The organism is Nostoc sp. DedSLP03 (genome assembly GCF_034530815.1).
Lineage (GTDB): Bacteria > Cyanobacteriota > Cyanobacteriia > Cyanobacteriales > Nostocaceae > Nostoc.
Genome location: NZ_JAVRCK010000036.1, coordinates 60,894 through 80,588 on the forward strand (window position 1 = coordinate 60,894; position 19,695 = coordinate 80,588).

The window sequence follows — 19,695 nt, forward strand, 5'->3', positions numbered from 1 at the left end:
ATCATCAATGATAAATCGATAATCCTATTTCAGTCTACTTGTTAGGATTGATAATTGTACTGATACAACAGCTTAAAGATCGAAGCTATATTGCAGAATGCCGTATTACAAAGGAAAAATTTATGAAATTTAGCATCGTCATCAGTACCTATAATCGCTTGAATTTGCTCAAAAGAGCAATTAATTCGGCTCGTAACCAAACAATCGAGTGCGAGGTGGTTGTTGCTGACGATTGTTCTGATGATGATGACACCCAAACCTATCTCAAAAGCTTAGGGGATAAGGTTGTTTACCATCGTAACGAAGTAAACCTTGGTCATGCAGCAACGGTAAATGCTGGAGTTGCCAAAGCTAGCGGCGACTGGATTAAGTTTTTAGATGATGATGACTATTTAGCGCCTAACTGCATAGAAGAGATGGCAAAGGCGATCGCACTTCGTCCCGATGCTGTAATCTGCTCTTGTGTGGCGGCTCAGGTGGATGGCAATGAAGTTGAACTCTCTCGCACCCCCCAAGTTGGCCCCGGTTTAGCTTTTTATATCCCCCAAGCCGATATTCACTACGGGATGCTTTTAGAGCTTGTACCCTTTGGCACACCTGTACAAGTAGCTTGTCGACGTGATGCTTTTCTACAAAGTGGTGGTTGGGACTCCACACTCGATGCTAACTGTGATGACATCGATTCCTGGATTCGGATTGCTCAGTTTGGCGATGCTATTTTCTTCAATCAGTGTCTTGCTTACCGCACTATTTGGCCGGGTGCATATAATCAGAAGTTTTCTTTGTCTCGGCGGTTGGCGACAAATATTTTAATGAAGGAAAAAATTTACGCCTTAGTAAATGAGCAACATCGCTCAAAGATTCCTGTCTTTCAGGATATAAAAAATTACCTAAGACTCCATTGGATTTTAGTTGCACTGAAGCAAAAAAATCTCAAGAGTTTTCTTTCAATGATAGATCCATCTATACTTTCTCCTCGGTCTTGGAAGTTTTTGCTAACTGCTATTTCATCACGCCGCTCTCAAGGAAACAATTCTCAGGTTCGTAAACTTGTATTGATTGAGTTGTACTATGATGTCTGGCAAAATGCCCAGAATAAAAGCGCCAGTCTTCAAAATTTAGAATTAGATTCTGTGCCACTGGTGGACTTGCCCATGAGCGCCCAGTCTAACTCTCAGTACTAGATGAGGACGTTACTACCAATTACCAGATCGGGAGCTGTGAAATTATTCAAAGTTGCCAATGTGGTAGTGTAATCACTCTTACCGTAATTATAATTAACTTGTGTAGAAGTACCCGATTGGACAAATAGTAGGTAGCCATCACTTACGGGATTTCTGCCAGTTTTTTATTCTCTGTTTTGACTGCTGTGTGAAATGGAATTTATATATCTGCTGTGGTGTACTAGAGTTCGATCCCAGAGTATTAAGAAATAGAAAATAAGGTTATAGCAACTTTAAATAGCAGATTCAGCCTTCAGAATTTGGGAGTTTTACCCCGATTTATTGAGCCGTTACTGAATAAGTCTTTAAGCTAAGTAACTGGTTAGAAGCGCTCTTAATCAGTAGACAGTGGTCAATTTTACGCACTACTGACTACTTTTTAGTTGTCGCTGAAGACCTCAATAATTATGTTGATTTTTATTCAGTTACTTATCTTTATTATTTATACACGTCTCAAAGATTATGCGAATCATACATATTTTAAACCACGTTCAAGAAATAGGTAACGGTATTGTGAATGTGGCTGTGGATCTGGCTTGTCTACAGGCAAAATCTGGTTATGAGGTCGCGGTTGTTTCTGCTGGTGGGGAATACGAGGCTTTACTAGATATTTTTGGTGTCAAACATTACTACTTAGACCAAAACAGGAAATTGCTAAATACGATTAAAGCAGCTATACGTTACCGAGCGATCGCAGCTGAATTTCAGCCGGATATTGTTCATGCTCACATGATGACGGGGGTAATATTAGCACGCATTTTTAAGGGACGCAAATATACTTTAGTTTCTACAGTCCACAATGAATTTCAGCGTGCTAGCTTGCTGATGGGTTTAGCTGACAGAGTAATTGCTGTCAGTCAGGCTGTATGTGATTCTATGATTAGGCGTGGTATTCCAGAACATAAGTTGCGGGTGGTATGTAATGGGACTTTAGGCAGTCCCCGCACCCGACAAATACAAGATTATCAACCTTTACCATTACAGCATCCAGCGATCGCCACTGTCGCCGGGATGTATCAACGCAAAGGAATTGCTGAGTTAATTGCTGCCTTTGAACAAATTGCCTCAGATTTTCCCCAAGCCCATCTTTATTTGGTAGGAAATGGCCCTGATAAACAGCTATTTGAGGCACAGGCACAAGCAACTTCTGTAAAAGAACGCATTCATTTTGAAGGCTTCCAACCAGAACCTCAACGCTATCTAATATCTTGTGATATATTTGTGCTGGCTTCTCACCGTGACCCTTGCCCTTTGGTGCTTTCGGAAGCTAGAGAAACTGGAACTGCGATCGTCGGCACTCAGGTAGACGGGATTCCTGAAGCTTTAGACAACGGGCGAGCAGGTCTTTTAGTGCCAGCAAAAGATAGTCATGCTTTAGCTGGGGTTTTAGTGCAATTACTGAGTAATGCCGAGATGCTGCAAGAGTGGAAACAGCGGGCAAAGAAAAACTTAGACAGGCTGAGTGTTGCCCGCGTCCATCAGGAAACAATGACAGTGTATCGTGAGTTAATTACAGAATGAGGGCATTGGGCATTGGGCATTGGGAAAGAGGAGGCAGAAGGCAGGAGGCAGGAGGCAGAAGGCAGAAGTTCTTTAATTTTGAATTTTGAATTTTGAATTTTGAATTGATTTCTCCCCCTGCTCCCTGCCCCCCCAGTCCTCTTAACAGAGCGATCGCTTTAATCTTAAAGCTACGCCTAAAGCGCCAAAAACCAGTACACCCAAAACGTTAGTTGATTCAGGAACAGCGGTGTAATAAGAAGCCACTCTGATGGGCCCGTCTTTATCTTCTTGATCTGCTGGAATTGGTGGAATGATTCCAGCACCTGGCGCTAAATTAGGTAGGCTAGCGAATGGATTGTAAAATAGGCTTCCATTAGGGATGACGCCACCACTAAAAGTGATAGTACTACCCTTGATAGTAATGTCTTTAAAAACATCCTTAAGATCGGGGTTAACAGAGGAACCAATCTTCCCATCTCCATTAACATCTCCCCACTCGACTGGTTCATTCTCAAATGGTGGAGTAGAATTCGGATTACTATAGGACAGCGTTTTTAAATCAAAGACCAAGCTTTTTATATCGTAACCAGTGGCATTTACAAAGTTATTAGCTACATCTGGAACACCATATTCTATTACTTCCCCTGGTAGAAACCCTGTAAGGGTTCTTGGTTTTTTGATATCGAGTATGGCTTGATTTTTAGTCGTCACAATGGGTTCTACAAAAATGACAGCTCTTGCTGGTGTCGAAGACAAAAAACTAATTCCTGCTGTTCCTAGAACAGACAAGGCTATTTTTGTGGCAATTCTAGTCATATTTGTGTCCTTTTGATATTGATTCGCAGAATGCTACACGGCATGGTTTAAATCAAACAGCAAAAACTCATTTTTCAACCGCTACTTATCAGCTAGATAAATAGTGGTTAATGTATGCTTGCTTCCTGAGTTGATATTTACTCATAGGTTGATTTATAAAGCAATTCTTGTAATGCTTTATCACGATAACTAGTAATTTCACGCAATCTTTATAAAAAATCCAAATTAGAATTCATACATTGACAGATTAGACAAGATGTGGATTATAAGTAATTATCCTGACTCTTAATGAACTATGCTTCATTACTGTCTTAACGGGGCGCTACGTAGCAGGTTTGAGATGAAATGGTTATAAGATTTAGAGACTATGGCAAACGGCTTTCTGATTTTGAGCAAGAAATTTTAGTATGTTGTCCCCAATGCAATGGCATTGCCAAGATATTGACTGTAAACTCTGAGCAATCAAGTCTCAGTTCCATGAAAAGAATTACCTGTCAGCACTGTAGCTATACAAAACAACAGTCAAATTCTGCTAAACGAAAATCTGCACTGCTATTGTTGCAGAACAATTACAGGCATAAAAGAAATTCTCACTATGGAATATTAGACCATTTTTTTGGCTTGCCCTTGTGGCTACAAATCTCTTGTTGCGGTCAGTTGCTATGGGCATATAATGAAGCTCATTTGAACTTCCTGGAAAGCTATGTTCAATCAAGGTTGCGAGAACGCTTGCCAGATGAGTCATTAGGCTGGCACAATGGCAGTCTTGCCAGTCGCCTACCCCGATGGATCAAGCTGACGCAGCATCGGGAAAAAGTTTTACAGAAAATTCAACAATTAAAGCACAGGTTGTAATCAATGCTTTAACGAATTACGAATTACGAATTACGAATTACTTTAATCTTGCTGATGAGCAAACTTATAACCACCCCAGAGAGAAAGAGCGATCGCAACCACCAACAAAATTGGTATGCTGTACCAAGGAAACTGAGACAAGGGTAAATGGGCAGCTGCACGCAGTCCAATGCTGGCGTAGGTTAACGGTAACAGGTAAACTACGACTTTAAGGGCTGCCGGTAATGTACCAGGGTCAAAGAAGGTTGCCCCTAAGAATGACATCGGGATAATTATAAAGTTGTTGTAGAGTCCAACTGATTCGAGCGATCGCACACTCAACCCTACAATCACTCCTAATCCAGCAAATACCGCACAATTGAGCACCACTAACAGTAAAAACAGTGGGTTGACAAAATTCCAGTTTCCACTTAAAAGCAACGCTACCAAAATCACGGAACCGGAAGTCATCAAACCCCGCACGACTCCCGCCAGCATTTTACCGATGTACAGCGCTAAGGGATTTATGGGAGTTAACAACAATTCCTCAAAGGTTTTGGTAAATAATCTGTCTCCACAAATTGAAAATGTCGTTCCAGCAAAGCTAACTGTCATCGACGACAGCGCCACCATTCCCGGTAATATAAATTCCAAATAGTTGTCATAGTTACCACTAATTCCCGAACCGGGTTTGATGGAACTACCTAAACCCAAGCCAAAAGCTAAAATATATATCAGTGGCGATATTAAACCTGATGCAGCAACTGGTAAAATTCTCACGCGTAAATCTAGCCAATCTCCCCAAAAAATAGTCAGACTATCAGCCAGGAAGATTTGAAGTTGCGAAGTTTTGAACCTTTTGCCCGAAGGTAGCGCTCTTTGAGATGTCACTTGCTTTCAATTAGTTCTTAAAATTTCATTAAATCTTAATTTACATTGTTTTACACATCAATTACTAGGGGAAACAAAAATATCTCATCCGAAAAATTGAATAATTAACAACAAAAGTTAGATAGTTTAAGCATTCTGACTAGATCAATTGTGAAAGTAAATAGCAATATCTGATAACAATTAAAAGTATTAAAATTTTGTGCCAATATCTAGATAAACTAGTATTTTTCTTATTTAACAAGAATATTGCAAAGAAAATCACAGGCAATTACAGTCAAGAATAGGCATACTGAAAGAGGGAGAAAAAACTTTAGACTACTCCCTCCCAAATTGGCGTGAAGGTGATTAAGCAACAATGAGACGTAAATCTACTGGTAGATCGGCTACTACTTCTAAACCCTCTATTTTCCAATCCCCTCTATTTAACTTCACCACCATCGCAATTATGGGAGGGGTGTTGATTTTGGGAATTGGGATTGGTATTGCTTTTAGTTCTACAACCACATTGGCACCAGCAAACGTGGCTTCTCGTGAATTTATAGACACCAAAGCACCGAACCCGGAAATTTGCGTGCAGTACGGAGCCAGCGCGATGGTGATGGACGCTAGACTGTTTGTCACTCTCAACCCCTTTAATGTTTATGTTTCCCAGCCGAGTATGCGTCCTGGATGCGTGCTGCGACAAAATAACTGGGCGCTTTTAGAGCAACGTAAGCTGGTGACATCCGAACAGGTAAATGAGTGCAAAAATCGCCTGAACACTTTTGGTTTCACAGGGAACTTGGACAGTGATAAACCTGATATTAGATGTATATATCAGAATGAAGCTGCTCAAAACTTCTTCACTGCTCAACCGGGAGCAGTTGGAACACCTCAAGAAACGGATAGATTTTAGATTTGGGGATTGGGAATGGGGCATGGGGCATGGGGCATTGGGCAAAACAGTTCTGAGTGCTGAGTTAGGAGTTAGAAGTGAGGAATTATTTTCCTTGTCCCCTTGTCTCCCTTGTCTCCCCAATCCCCAGTCCCCTGCGATCGCACCTCCCTTCATCACCTCATTCGTACTCGTCACGTATAATTGTTAAACCTAAAGCTTTGTAGGCACTCAGCATATTATTAGATACTGTCGGTGCTGTTACTAGGTAAGTTAGGGCATGAATGGACTCCACGAGATAAGGAGCAGCCGTATCTAATTTTTCTGCTGTGACTAATCCGACTACCTCAGCCGATCCGGCAATCATGGCTCGTTTGACATGGGCTTCGTCTAGGTTAGGTACACTAATCCCAACTTCTGGATGCAAACTGCAAACTCCCAACATGCACAAATCTGCACGAATCATCCGTAATGTCTCAATGGTGACAGTACCGACGTTCACCAAGGCTTTTTTGTAGAGTTGTCCACCTAACATCACAACTTCTATATGGGGATGTTCTGCTAAAGCAACTGCGATTGGCGGACTATTTGTGATCACTGTTGCGTGCAAATCTAGGGGCAAATGACGGGTTACTTGGAGAGTTGTCGTACCTCCATCTAAAATCACCACCTGCCCTGTACTAACTAATTTTGCTGCTGTGCGAGCGATCGCTTCCTTTTCTTTTGGCGCTTGCTTTTGGCGATCGGCATAACTAGCGGTGGCTGGAGATTTCAGGAGCGCTCCCCCATGAACGCGTTGCAATAGTCCGGTTTGTGCCAGTTCTCGCAAATCCCGGCGAATCGTATCCTCAGAAACTTTCAGAACAGCACTAAGTTCTGTCGAAAGTACCTTTTTATCACGACGCAGAATTTCTAAGATAAATTGTCGTCGTTCAGCAGTTAGCATAATTAATTTTCCTGAAATTGCGTTTTTGAACTTGAAATTGCACGTTTGTGAGTTTATACTTATTGATATGCAAGTCTCTGTACGGTAATCCGTAACTTCAATTGAATTCAAGCACATTCATGCACAATTGCATGTATTGATTTTGGCATTTGATGAAATCACACGGTTCCACAATGGTTCCGAGTGGTTGACTTGAATTTGGATAATTGTTGCCCAATGAGGGTTTTAACAATTTTTTTGTAGTGCGATCGCGCATTCCGTCTGTTCAAATTGTTTTTTATTCAATCAATAAACCATGACTGTTATGAATACCCAATTTCCGATCGATCTCGGTGCTTACAAACCTTTAGCGCTCAATCCCGCAAATTCCAGCCTCACTGCCGAACAACGAGATACTCTCAAAGCGAATATTCAACTTTGCCGAGATGCGATCGTCTTTTTTACAGCGACTGGCGCTGCTAGCGGAGTCGGCGGTCATACTGGCGGGCCGTACGATACAGTGCCAGAGGTGATGATTCTCGATGCCTTTTTCCGGGGAGCATCGGAGCAATTTGTGCCGATTTTCTTTGATGAAGCAGGACATCGAGTCGCCACCCAATATCTGATGGCAACATTGCATGGTGATTTACCCGCCGAGCAACTTTTACATTATCGGCAAGCACATTCCAATTTACCGGGACACCCGGAACTAAAACTAACTCCTGGTGTGAAATTTAGTTCTGGGCGCTTGGGCCATATTTGGCCTTACATCAATGGTGTGGCAATGGCAAATCCAGGCAAGGCTGTTTTCTGTCTCGGTTCTGATGGTTCGCAACAAGAAGGTAACGATGCCGAAGCTGCTCGTTTGGCTGTGGCTCAACATCTCAACGTCAAACTGCTCATTGATGACAACGATGTAACGATCGCCGGACATCCTTCTAAATATTTACCTGGTTTCAGCGTCGCCAAAACCTTAGAAGGGCATGGTTTGAAAGTACTTCAGGGAGACGGCGAAGACTTAGACGATTTATACCGTCGGATTTGCGAAGCTGTGAATACTCCCGGAGCGATCGCTATTATCAATAAACGCCCGATGTGTCCTGGTATTGAAGGTTTAGAAGGTTCCATTCATGGTCATGATGTCATTTCTGTAGATTTAGCAGTTAAATATCTAGAATCTCGCGGACAAACTGCGGCTGTGGAATACCTTAAAAGTATTGAGAAACCCAAACAAACATATACATTTCTAGGTTCTGGCGATAAATGGGGCGCTAACCGCAGTGTATTTGGTGAAGCCGTGGTGGGTGTCCTCAGTCGCATGAGTGAAGCGGAGCGTAAAGAAAAAGTCAAGGTCATTGATAGTGACTTAGAAGGCTCCTGCGGTTTGAAGAAAATTCATGAAACATACCCAGAAATATTTATTTCCTCCGGCATCATGGAACGGAGCAACTTCTCTGCGGCGGCTGGATTCGGGATGGACGAGGGCAAGCAAGGTATTTTTGCGACCTTCAGCGCCTTCTTAGAAATGTGTATCTCAGAAATCACGATGGCACGGCTAAACTATTCCAATGTTCTGTGTCATTTTTCCCATGCGGGTATAGATGACATGGCAGATAACAGCTGCCACTTTGGTATAAATAATATGTTTGCCGACAATGGCTTGGATGATGGCTACCCAACACAGTTGTACTTCCCAGCAGATAATAATCAAATGACAGCTTGTGTAGAAGCTGTATTCCATGAGCCTGGACTGCGGTTTATTTTCTCCACCCGTTCCAAAGTGCCCAATATTCAGGACAGTAACGGCAATGACTTCTTTGGAAGCGGTTACAAATTTGTTCCCGGTAAAGATGAGGTTATAAGAGAAGGGACACAAGGCTACATTATCAGTTTTGGCGATGCTCTCTACCGTGCCGTTGATGCTGTAGAGCGTCTGAAGCAAGAAGGGTTAGACGTTGGTTTAATTAACAAAACAACTTTAAACGTCATTGATGAAGAAATGATTACCAAAGTTGGTAACGCTCCTTTTGTGCTTGTAGTAGAACCCTTCAACCGTCGCACTGGCTTAGGCAGCCGTTTCGGTTCCTGGCTACTAGAGCGAGGGTTGACTCCCAAATATGCCCATCTTGGAACTTATAAAGAAGGTTGCGGCGGTTTGTGGGAACAGTACCCATATCAAGGTATCGATCCAGTCGGCATCATCAACAAGGTGAAGGAGTTAGTTGGAGGAAAGTAATTCATTTATTAGGGCATAGCAGGGGAGCAGGGGGAGAAATCAATTCAAAATTCAAAATTCAAAATTCAAAATTAAAGAACTTCTGCCTCCTACCTCCTGCCTTCTGCCTTCTGCCCCCTCTTTTCCAATGCCCTGTTTGCCCAATGCCCCATACCCAATTCCCTATTTTTATTTAGTTTTGGGTAAAGGTTGACCAAACTCGATTACCTGGGGTTCGGGATCGTTGGGGATTGTTGGAATTGGAAATTCCGACACCCCTAAAGGAGGAATGTTATTTAAATTACTGGGTTGATTTGGGAAAGAAGGAGGGGGAAGACTCGAAGCAGGTTGTTGAGAGGGAGAGGATGGATTTGGATTTAAAGGAGGTACGGTGACAAAAGGCTGCCCTGAGTTATTAGTAATTGTTGAGGGCAGTTGATTGGATGGAGGCGGAACTGTGAGTAAGGGGGATTGTGAATTAGTAGCGGTTACGGGTTGTTTACTGGGCGGCTTTTGGGGTGTTTGAGGTTGTTTCTTGGCTGAAGGAGGGGAATTTCCTGATTTTACGGCAGCAGTTTTACCAGAAATAACCGGACGTAATACCCAGCGAGTGGAGTTTTTTCGGGAAACGGGTTGCAGTTGTACCTTTTTGGGATTAAAAACAGTCCCTGCTGCTAAATCTAGGACAATACGTGTATCGTTTGCGTTGAGTTGAGAAATGCGAATGCTTTTGATTGCTCCAGAATAATTTTGTTGTGTGGTAACTTTGCCCAACTTAGTATTCGGTAAATCTACAACCAAACGAGAGGGTTGGGCCAGGTAAAAATAACGAGGGGTTGTGCCTGCTGAGAGATTGATTTCGAGTTGCTGTGTTTTGGGAGAAAAACGCCAATTATTTAGCTTTGCCCCTGGTGTACCAGCATTAGTAAAAGTTTCGAGGGCGATCGCTGCATAAAAACTTAATATACTGATGCTAAATAACTGCTTGCCCCATTGGTAAGATTGCTTAGTCTTTAGTCTACGATTCATTCTGTTTATTTGCTCCATAAAACCCATACAATGCACTTACATTGCTGTTTACTTCGCGCTTGCAATCCCGTAGACGCGATTCATCGCGTCTCTAGCAATACCCAATTCAATTAGCTTTTTGAGGCACAGCAGTAAATTTCAGAGTTTGTGGAATATCATTTACGGTTAATTGACCTGTCATATTACCTTGATCCACAAGTTGCATTTGAATTGTGACTGAGTTCAGAGGATCGTTTTGCGGGCGAGAAATATTACAAAGGATTGATTTACCAACTTTCCCAGATAAATTTAATTGTTGATTTCTGAAGATGCCTGCCAGAGAGTGCTTTTCGTCAGTGTCAGCGTTAGCGTTTGCCGATAATACAGAGGCATTTAAGTAAATACCTGACTGCTCAATGTTTAACGTCAGAGTATCCGATTTTTCACAGTTAGGCAAATTCTTTGCTAGGGTTAGACGATAGCGACCGTTAACTGACGGAGGAGCCTTGAGTTTGTTTTCTCCGTAAACAGTGACAGTTTTAAACAACAGTAGCACTGAAATTATTGCTACTCCGTAAAAACTTAAAGATTTGAAGTTGAAATGATTCATGTTCTCAACTCCTCAATGTTGACTCTTGACTACTAACATCAGGAAGCATGGAAGCCAGATGAGCGGTGACTGGACTGTAACGGCGGGTAATTAGCAGGGAGGAGCAACATTGAATGGCTAGTTGATCTGTATATCTTCCCAAGGTTTGACGCTCGATACCCCAAGTGCGGCTAGTGCCTGCAATTGTTAGGTCTACATTTTTTGAGGCTTCGACTACAGCTTGGATTGGATCTGGAGCTTGAACAATTTTGATTTCGATGCGATCGCGTACACTAGTCGGTAATTGCTCCATCATCGTATTTAACTCATCACTCAATTCATCCTTGAGGTTATTTTCGGGTACAACCTGCAAAACTTGTAATAGACTTGTCTCACGATTAATTAGCAGTCTCAGAGCTATTATTAACGCTAAATCATCATGAATATTGGCCGAATAAGGCACTAACAAGCTTTCTAATTGCTCGCTTCCCCTATCCACAAACACTGCAACATCAACTGGCGCAGTAGTGAGCATTTGACCAACTCTTCCACCTAAGCGGTTGCTACTAAAAGCTGGGCGATGCCATCCCACAAGAATTAAATCAACTTGTTTGAGTGCGGCAATCTGTGCAGTTTCCCGTGCAACATTACTAGATATGCGAATGATGGGATGCACATGAGAGCGTGTTTCTACTGGTTCGAGCGTATTAATCAATTCTTCTAGTTGCTGGCGACGCTGGGCAATTAATCGGTCTGCTTCAACTGGCGTACTTTCAAAGGCATAATCTTCTTCAAATTCAATCAAGCTCAGAGGGTTAACAACAGCCGGATATCGGGAGTTGAGGGCAATGTTTGCTGCCAACTGTACCAAGCCTTTTTGGGTACTCGGATTCGCCACTGGCACTAAAATTCGGTAGGGACGAATGTAAGTTTCGGCATCAGCGGCGGTGGTAGCTGTTTGTGTTTCTAACTCCGGTTCCACTACATCTAACCTGATCAGCTTTTTAGGATATGTCCATTCCAGCAGTGGCGAGGTCATGAAGGTAGTTACCAATGCCATAATTACCAGCATGGTAAATATTAAGGGGGAAATTACTTTTAACTCTAAACCAATATTTAGCACTATCAGTTCGGTTAAACCGCGAGTATTCATTAACCAACCGAGTGCCGAGGCTTCTCGTTTACTAATGCCACTGACACGCGCTGCTACATAAGTACCAACATATTTGCCTGCGATCGCTACAGCTAAAACCAACGCACACAAAAGCCACAATTCGGGACGGTTAAGCAAGCCAATCTGCGTTTTTAAACCACTATAGGCAAAAAATATGGGCAGCAAGAAAATTAGGACAAAATCTTCCGTTTTTATTGCCAATTCTCGTACTAAATCTTCATTTTTGGGCATAGCTGCTCCCAGCAAAAATGCCCCAAAAATTAAGTGAATCCCAATTAGTTCGGTGATTAGTGCCGATGCAACCACACCCATATAAATCCCAGCTAGCAGTAATTGGCTGAGTCGTCTCGCACGCAGGTAATGTTTGGCAAGGCGTTGCAGGAACCAACGACCGACTGTCAATATCAAGCCGATGTAAACTATGCTGGCGATAATTGTGGGTACAGCATCAGCAAAGTCACCAGTTCGCGCAACTGCGATCGCAACTGCCAAGAGACACCACGCAGTCACATCATCCACTGCTGCACAAGTTAATGCTAACGTTCCTAAACGCGTTCCTTGTAAATTGTTTTCAGTAATGATTCGTGCCAACACTGGAAAGGCAGTAATCGACATCGCCGCCCCCAAAAATAAAGCAAAGGCGGTGAATGATACACTTGCATTAGAAACTAGGGGATAAAGAATCACCGCTAGCAATGTTCCTAGAGAAAACGGCACCAAAATGCTGACATGAGAAGTTAAAACTGCTACTTCTAATTGCCCTCCAAGGTATTTGGGATTTAGTTCTAGCCCAATCAGAAACATGAAAAATATTAGTCCCACCTGAGACAAAACATTCAGAAAAGGAAAAGTTTCTGGTGGAAACAAGGTAACTGCTAGATGGGGAGCAACTAACCCAAATAAAGATGGGCCGAGCATAATTCCGGCGACAATTTCACCAATTACTAGCGGTTGCTTAATAGAACGAAATGCTAGCCCTACTAGCCGTGAAAGCCCAATAACAATCAGCACCTCAACCAGAACGAGAATAACTATGTGCATGGTTTCCTCAAAATTAACTATCTGGTTTCCCTAAGATAATTCTTTAAAAGACTGCAAAATGTCAAGCTTGTGGATACAACAAAGAATAATTTGTACTTCGTTGTTATATTAATTATTGTTACGATGCCGTTGCAGCCGTTATGGGTAATCAAGTTCGTAGTAAGGACTTTAGTCCTTAATTTTCTCAGCACTAAAGCGCTTACTAAAAACTTTTTATTACTAGCTCGATCGAGTACTAGATACTTAATTCATCTAAGATTTAAATTTGCTTAAGTCAAAGATTTATCATAGCTTGTACCGTGCAATAAAAAGGCAATTAGTGGTGATGCCATTAAAGTAGTAATAACTGCCATAATAACCATTATAGTGAATAAAGTTGGGGTAATTATTCCTTGTTCTAGACCAATATTGAGGATGATTAACTCCATCAAACCACGAGCATTCATCAGAGCGCCAATAGTTGCAGATTCGCGCCAATTTTCCCCGGCTAATTTGGCAGCTAACATACAAGCAACACCTTTACCGAGAATTGCGATCGCAATAATTAATAGCGTCACTCCCCATAAAGTAGGTGTGTTTACTAATCCAATTTGAGTATTTAATCCAGAGAAAACAAAAAAGATCGGTAACAAAAAAGAAGTAGTTAAAAACTCCGTATATTGGCGAATTTGTTGGGCGAATTCTCCGCGTGGTGTCACTGCTCCCAAGACAAAAGCACCAAATATTGCATAGATGCCTGTAACATCGGTGAACCATGCACAAAACATCAAAACTATCAACATTAAAGTCAGGGTTTGTCTGTTCACACCTTCGCGTTTTGTCATCCGTGTGAACGCTTTTAGTAGAGGTTGTCCGAGAAAAATCGCAAATAGCACATAGCAAATGCCACCACCAATTGCTAATATGGCTATACTCAGAGAATTTTTCACGCTAGCAAGTACAATCGCCAGCAAACACCAAGCAACTGCATCATCTACCGATGCTGCACCTAAAGCCAAAGTACCGAAGCGAGTTTGTGTCAGACCGCGTTCGTAAAGAATACGAGCTAACATTGGAAAAGCCGTAATTGTCATCGATGCACCCAGATACAAAGCGGCTGACCAAGGCATAACTTTTGGTTGAAAGAAATCGCCATTATGATAAAACCAAAAAGATGCGATCGCTCCTAAAATAAAAGGAGTGATAATCCCAGCCGCCGATAGCAAACTTGCACTTTTGATATGATGTTTTAAGAGTTTGGTATTGAACTCTAAACCAATCAAAAACATATAAATTACCAACCCAATCTGGCTAATAGCATATAAAATCGACATTGATGGATTGGGTATCTTAAGTCCGACAGCAGTGATGATCGGAAGCTTAGGAAACAGCCATTGCTGAAAATCTGGTGCAATCAATCCTAAAAGTGATGGCCCTAGCATGACACCTGCGATCATTTCGCAAACAACATCAGTTTGACTAAGATAGCGGCGTCCTATAATCGTGACAATGCGACAAGTTGCTAAAATAACTGTGAGTTGTAGAAATAGCTGAATAACCAGATCAAAATTTGACATTGCACTTCCTTAATTGATGTCTCTGCATTGAAGAATCTCCCTAGAGTCTAAAGTTTGTCCTGTTTTACTCATATATGACTACTACATCAGCACAAATGCCAATTTTGTAAACATAAGATAGCTGTTTGTAAATTGATGAGATACAACAGGCAATGCATTGCTTTGGTTTCCCAAGTTATCTTGTTCTTAAGAACGCACACAAATGTACGTCAATACAACATATTGCATCCAAACGAAAATCGCCATATATGATTTTTGATGATTTGTTAATTGGCGATTTATAGCCTTTTTTATCTATTTGAGGCACAATCGACTGTAAGAGGATGTCTGAAAAGTTATTTTATATACATTTAACCCTTGGAGATCCCCCTAAATCCCCCTTAAAAAGGGGGACTTTAAGACTCTTATTCCCCCCTTTTTTAAGGGGGGTTAGGGGGGATCTATAAATATTTGATACTTCTCAGATATACTCTAAAGACGTACATTTGTGCGTCCCTAACCTACAGTTGAATTACCTGAAAATTACTATGATTTTTGATTAAACTAGTTTCTGATAATTTTAAATTTTACAACCACTCCCCGCCCCGAAAACGCCAACGAAGGAAGATAATTCGCATCAGACTTTGGGAACTAATAAAAACTGCTAGCCACACTATGCTATAGTGCAATAAAAAAGCTCCTGGTGAAAGTTCTTCTTTCGGTAAAGGTATTGGCAAGAAGCCAAATAACTTAACTCCACAAAATATAAATATTAATTCCCATATACCAGCTAAAAGTTGATAAGCTGCTGGCCAATCTCTATCCCAACGGGATTTTTGGAGATAGTCATAAAGTACATCCCAACCTAAGCCAAAGATGGCGACATAACCAAGTATCCAAAAATAAACCGAGTTAGCACCAGGGCCAATCCAACCCATTGCAAATGGCAAAGATACGAGTACGCCGACAGTTGCCAGTAATAATAATCGAGTTTGCCAGCGACCAAATAAAGTTGGTGTCATAGGAGTGCTGAGTTAGGAGTTAGGAGTAGAGACGCGATTAATCGCGTCTGTACAAAAGTTAGAAGTAGATTAATCGCGTCTGTACAAAAGTTAGGAGTTATGAATAATATAGAGAAATTAGAGTTTTTATAGATAGATTTTGACTCACTTCATTAAAAAATTAGGAAGATTGTGGTGCTTTTTGCGAGGATGGCAAATATGAGAATATCGGCTACCCCCAAAGCACCAACACATCTATATTAAGGGAACTCCAAAAAATAAATTATCTAATTTGTCTACTCAACTAGACTTCTTTTCTTCCTTGTCCCCCTTGTCCCCCTTGTCTTCCTTGTCCCTCTGCTTTGGAAGTCCCTAATTATTAGGATGGTTTCAGGTGATAATCAAATTTAGAATGGTAAGCTGCATTAGCAAAGTCCATTGTTCGCGTAGCATCTCGTAAAGAAGGTATGGCATCCCAACTGATTACATCTTCTAACAAAGCTTGATAACCTAGTGTATTGGGATGGAGTCCATCTTCACTCAAGCGTTTGAGTCGCCAACTTTCACCGCGTTCCATCCATTGCTCAAAAATATCCAAATAGGGAATCTGCCGTTTGTTGCAAGCAATTCGAGTTGCTTCTTTGTAGCGGTACTGGTCGGCATTATTGTAGTAAAAGCAATCTAAAAATGGCATTTTGGCTTCATCCACTGGCACCATGCCCACAAATAACACAGGACAAAGTTGCTGTGCTAAATCTAGCAGAGAGGCAATTTCTTTTTCAAACAATGTAAAATCTGTGTAACTTCGACCATCGGGACGCGCCAACCGGGCTGAGTCATTCACGCCTACGGATAAAATAATCAAATCAGGAACACGATTTCGCAGTTCACCGCGATGGCGAAATTCAACTTCCAGTCTTTGGGCTACTTGTTGCGTGCGATCGCCTCTTACCCCTAAATTATAAAGAATGTGACCGGCACTATCCGGCAACATCCACCATCGCCGTAGTTGCTCAATCCAGCCTCCTTTTTCTGGGTCGCCGAATCCATAAATTAAGCTGTCCCCCAGTGCGACAATCTTCATAGGCTGAAAGTGATTTGGTGGTAAAGACCGCTGCATTGAGGAAGAAGCGAGAAATGTGTGCATTTAACGACTATATTTTATATCTTTACAAGATTCTATACATTTCTATACCATAGATGGCTATCTTTAGTGTCCAAGCATCTATGGAGTTTCTACTTGTTGAGATGGTTGCAAGGTTAATTATTGCCACAGTTGAGCCTCTGAGGGTGAACGTTGAGCTTCTGAGGGTGAATGTTGAGCTTTTGAGGGTGAACTTTGAGCTTCTGAGGGTGAACTTTGAGCTTCTGAGGGTGAACGTTGAGCTTCTGAGGGTGAACGTTGAGCTTCTGAGGGTGAACGTTGCACCTTTAAGCTTGAAAATTGCACCTTTGAGCTTGAAAGTTGCACCTTTGAGCCTGAAACTTGCAGTTTAAAAGCTCAAGTTTGGGGCTTGGTACTGAAAACGTCTATGCAATGTCTACGACGGGCGTAGCTGCGGCACCATGTTTCATTTTATTTTAGGTATAAGTGAGTGCTCATACTGCATTAAATGAGTCTGAAAATCGAACCGCAGAGGCGCAGAGGACACCGAGGAGGAGAGAAGAAGGAGCGTTAGCGCAGCTTATTGTACTCCTACTCTTAAACAAACTATGCGTAACGTTCCATTGGCGCAGCCTCTCGTAGAGAAGGAAAGGTATCGCTATTATATAACTGTGTATTTGTTTAATTTTGGCATCTGTCGTTAGGATAAGTTACAGATGTAAAAATTATTTCTACTGCTAGCAATGATGAATATTGACCCTGTAGTTAATGTACTTAAAAGTATTGCTAAACCTGCGGCTTCTCTAGTTATTAATCAAGCTCAACGCAATGAAACAGTAGTTAGAACTTTAAAAAAATTCAATTTTGACCCAGTACAACCGCCTAAAGATGTTGATGGTGTTTATGTTTATTCTTTAATTGAGTATGGTGTGGATAAGCCCGAAGTACTGCTGAATCTTTTTCGAGAAAGAGAAATTAAAAATGCTTTTTGGAGTGCTTATACTTCAAACGATCCTTTGGGTTTTTACAAAGAAGTAGAAAAGTTTTTGCAGGGGAAAGATTCAGAATTTGATATCCGATTGATGAAAATTGAACTGCGATCGGAGTTGGAGGAGTTTGGGGAAATATTTATTAAAGTTGCTAAAAGAAGTAAATCAATAGAGTTTCAGCCTTTTCCTAAATGGAATTTAGACGAGTATCCAACAGAATTTAAGTCGTTAATTAAAGAAAAAATTCGCTCGTTTTGTGGTCGTCAGTTTGTTTTTGACGCATTTAAGCAATTTTGCAATAAAAATCGCAGTGGTTATTTTACAGTAGTGGGTGATGCGGGGATGGGGAAGAGTACTATTGCTGCTAAATACGTCTGGGACAATAAATCACCATGCTATTTTAATATTCGCCAAACTAGTAGCAATCGAGCGGAGCTATTTCTTGAAAGTATTCGCCAGCAATTAACTAAGCGTTACCAGTTGCAGAATGTCGAGAAGGCTAATTTAGCTGATTTACTAGAACAAGTTAGTAAAAAAATTCCTGTTAGCGAACGTCTGGTAATTGTAGTTGATGCTTTGGATGAAGTCGAGCAAGAAGCTGGGGGAAATCTTTTAGATTTACCAACGGCGCTACCAGAACGTGTCTATTTTCTGCTGACTAGACGACCATATACTATAGATAAAAAACGCTTGTCTGCACCAGATGTCCCGATGGAGGAGCTAGATTTAAGGGCAAATGACTATGTTAATTTGAGCCGTGAAGATATCAAAAAGTATATTGGGTTATTTTTAAATGTCGATGAAGACCATAAGAAGGCACTTAGACAATGGATTCAAGACCGCAAAATTGATGAGAATGATTTTGTTGAGCAGGTAGCAACTAAGAGTGAAAATAATTTCATGTACCTGCGCTATGTCTTGCCAGGAATTGCTAATGGTGACTATCAAGACCTGAGTTTAACGCAATTACCCAATGGTCTTAAGGACTATTATCAAGTTCATTGGGAACGTATGGGGATGGATGCAAAGCCCCAAGAAGTAAAAGTATTTATCCTGTTTATTTTAGTGGAGATTGGTACACCAATTCCTTGCGAGATGATAGCGGCTATTGCTGAACAGGATGAATATGATGTGCAATTAGTTTTAGAAGAGTGGGTTGAGTATTTGAAGCAGCAGGATATAAAAGGAGAAATCTGCCATAGCATTTATCACGCTAGTTTTTTAGACTTTTTGAAAGCAAAACGGGTTTTGGATTCTAAACGGAAGCTATTTCAAGAGGTTAATCAACGCATTGCAGATTACCTGATCGGAAAGATGGCGTGATATGGGAGAATTTGCTGACAAATTAGCGGCACAAAGTCCTGCTTTTCAACGTGCTTACTTGGGTAGTTTAGCGCCAAGCTTGGTAAAGTCGGGAAATTTAGAAAAGTATTACCAAACTCTGACTGATTTTGATTTCATCACTGCCAAGATTAACTATCCTGAGTTTGGCGTGCAGCCGCTAATTGATGATTATGATTTAATTGATGGTGAAGAGACATTAAATTACTCAGAATATAACTCTGAAAAAGTCAAAAATCTCAAATTGATTCAAGGGGCATTAAGACTCTCAGCGCATGTTTTAGTAACAGATAAGCAACAATTAGCGAGTCAATTGCACGGAAGGTTACTAAATCAGCAAATGCCAGAAAAGATTCAGGCATTATTGGCACAAATAAAGCAAGAGAAAACTACTCCTTGGCTGTGTCCCTTGACCCCAAGCTTAACGCCACCAGGGGGACGCTTACTCCGCACCCTCAATGGTCATAGGTACTCAGTAAATGCCGTCGCCGTCACCCCCAATGGGCAACAGGTGATTTCTGCCTCCGATGACAAAACCCTCAAAGTCTGGAATTTGACAACAGGGGAGGAACAATTCACCCTCAATGGTCATAGGTACTCAGTAAATGCCGTCGCCGTCACCCCCAATGGG

At 41.5% G+C, this 19,695-nt stretch carries 17 protein-coding genes; 8 read left to right on the forward strand and 9 right to left on the reverse strand.

Annotated elements, in window-relative coordinates:
* Positions 1-122: 122 nt before the first annotated feature.
* Both RM368_RS18555 and RM368_RS18560 read left to right on the forward strand, forming a co-directional pair.
* Positions 123-1,184 (forward strand): glycosyltransferase family 2 protein, encoded by a 1,062-nt coding sequence (locus RM368_RS18555; RefSeq protein ID WP_322695418.1) that lies wholly within the window; start codon positions 123-125, stop codon positions 1,182-1,184.
* Positions 1,185-1,685: 501 nt separating this feature from the next.
* Positions 1,686-2,744 carry a glycosyltransferase family 4 protein gene (locus RM368_RS18560; protein ID WP_322695419.1) on the forward strand — a complete coding sequence of 353 codons (1,059 nt, stop codon included), beginning with the start codon at positions 1,686-1,688 and terminating at the stop codon, positions 2,742-2,744.
* 141 nt (positions 2,745-2,885) lie between these two features.
* On the opposite strand, the gene RM368_RS18565 is transcribed toward RM368_RS18560, so the two are convergent.
* A complete protein-coding gene (locus RM368_RS18565; RefSeq protein WP_322695420.1) occupies positions 2,886-3,542 on the reverse strand; it encodes a hypothetical protein in 657 nt (218 codons plus the stop codon).
* 345 nt (positions 3,543-3,887) lie between these two features.
* Here RM368_RS18565 and RM368_RS18570 point away from each other — a divergent pair, with 345 nt between their 5' ends.
* Positions 3,888-4,397 (forward strand): hypothetical protein, encoded by a 510-nt coding sequence (locus RM368_RS18570; protein ID WP_322695421.1) that lies wholly within the window; start codon positions 3,888-3,890, stop codon positions 4,395-4,397.
* Positions 4,398-4,439: 42 nt separating this feature from the next.
* Here the strand turns inward: RM368_RS18570 and RM368_RS18575 are convergent, their stop codons facing one another.
* Entirely contained in the window at positions 4,440-5,267 is an 828-nt protein-coding gene (locus tag RM368_RS18575) for an ABC transporter permease (protein ID WP_322695422.1), read from the reverse strand.
* 355 nt (positions 5,268-5,622) lie between these two features.
* Here RM368_RS18575 and RM368_RS18580 point away from each other — a divergent pair, with 355 nt between their 5' ends.
* The gene (locus RM368_RS18580; protein ID WP_322695423.1) at positions 5,623-6,162 is read left to right on the forward strand and encodes a DUF3172 domain-containing protein; all 540 of its coding nucleotides are present in this window, start codon (positions 5,623-5,625) and stop codon (positions 6,160-6,162) included.
* Between the two features lie 160 nt (positions 6,163-6,322).
* Here the strand turns inward: RM368_RS18580 and RM368_RS18585 are convergent, their stop codons facing one another.
* Positions 6,323-7,087 carry a DeoR/GlpR family DNA-binding transcription regulator gene (locus RM368_RS18585; protein WP_322686269.1) on the reverse strand — a complete coding sequence of 255 codons (765 nt, stop codon included), beginning with the start codon at positions 7,085-7,087 and terminating at the stop codon, positions 6,323-6,325.
* A 295-nt stretch (positions 7,088-7,382) separates the two neighbouring features.
* Here RM368_RS18585 and RM368_RS18590 point away from each other — a divergent pair, with 295 nt between their 5' ends.
* Positions 7,383-9,302, forward strand: a complete 1,920-nt coding sequence (locus RM368_RS18590; protein WP_322695424.1) for a transketolase C-terminal domain-containing protein — start codon at positions 7,383-7,385, stop codon at positions 9,300-9,302.
* Positions 9,303-9,470: 168 nt separating this feature from the next.
* Here the strand turns inward: RM368_RS18590 and RM368_RS18595 are convergent, their stop codons facing one another.
* From RM368_RS18595 to RM368_RS18620, 6 genes are all read right to left on the reverse strand, one after another.
* Positions 9,471-10,310: an AMIN domain-containing protein gene (locus RM368_RS18595; protein ID WP_322695425.1), complete on the reverse strand. Its 840-nt coding sequence runs from the start codon at positions 10,308-10,310 to the stop codon at positions 9,471-9,473.
* A 106-nt stretch (positions 10,311-10,416) separates the two neighbouring features.
* The gene (locus RM368_RS18600; protein ID WP_322695426.1) at positions 10,417-10,899 is read right to left on the reverse strand and encodes a hypothetical protein; all 483 of its coding nucleotides are present in this window, start codon (positions 10,897-10,899) and stop codon (positions 10,417-10,419) included.
* Positions 10,900-10,903: 4 nt separating this feature from the next.
* Entirely contained in the window at positions 10,904-13,093 is a 2,190-nt protein-coding gene (locus RM368_RS18605; RefSeq protein WP_322695427.1) for a cation:proton antiporter, read from the reverse strand.
* 269 nt (positions 13,094-13,362) lie between these two features.
* A complete protein-coding gene (locus RM368_RS18610) occupies positions 13,363-14,649 on the reverse strand; it encodes a cation:proton antiporter (RefSeq protein WP_322695428.1) in 1,287 nt (428 codons plus the stop codon).
* A 566-nt stretch (positions 14,650-15,215) separates the two neighbouring features.
* Positions 15,216-15,650 carry a hypothetical protein gene (locus RM368_RS18615; protein ID WP_322695429.1) on the reverse strand — a complete coding sequence of 145 codons (435 nt, stop codon included), beginning with the start codon at positions 15,648-15,650 and terminating at the stop codon, positions 15,216-15,218.
* A gap of 358 nt (positions 15,651-16,008) precedes the next feature.
* A complete protein-coding gene (locus tag RM368_RS18620; RefSeq protein WP_322695430.1) occupies positions 16,009-16,776 on the reverse strand; it encodes a GDSL-type esterase/lipase family protein in 768 nt (255 codons plus the stop codon).
* Between the two features lie 80 nt (positions 16,777-16,856).
* On the opposite strand from RM368_RS18620, the gene RM368_RS18625 reads away from it, so the two are divergent.
* The 3 genes from RM368_RS18625 to RM368_RS18635 form a co-directional block, all read left to right on the forward strand.
* Positions 16,857-17,126, forward strand: coding sequence for a hypothetical protein (locus tag RM368_RS18625; protein WP_322695431.1), 270 nt, complete (start codon positions 16,857-16,859; stop codon positions 17,124-17,126).
* A 351-nt stretch (positions 17,127-17,477) separates the two neighbouring features.
* On the forward strand, positions 17,478-19,046 hold the full coding sequence (locus RM368_RS18630) for a P-loop NTPase fold protein (protein WP_322695432.1): 1,569 nt from the start codon (positions 17,478-17,480) through the stop codon (positions 19,044-19,046).
* Position 19,047: 1 nt separating this feature from the next.
* On the forward strand, positions 19,048-19,695 hold a 648-nt coding region (locus RM368_RS18635), incomplete at its 3' end, for a WD40 repeat domain-containing protein (protein WP_416212241.1).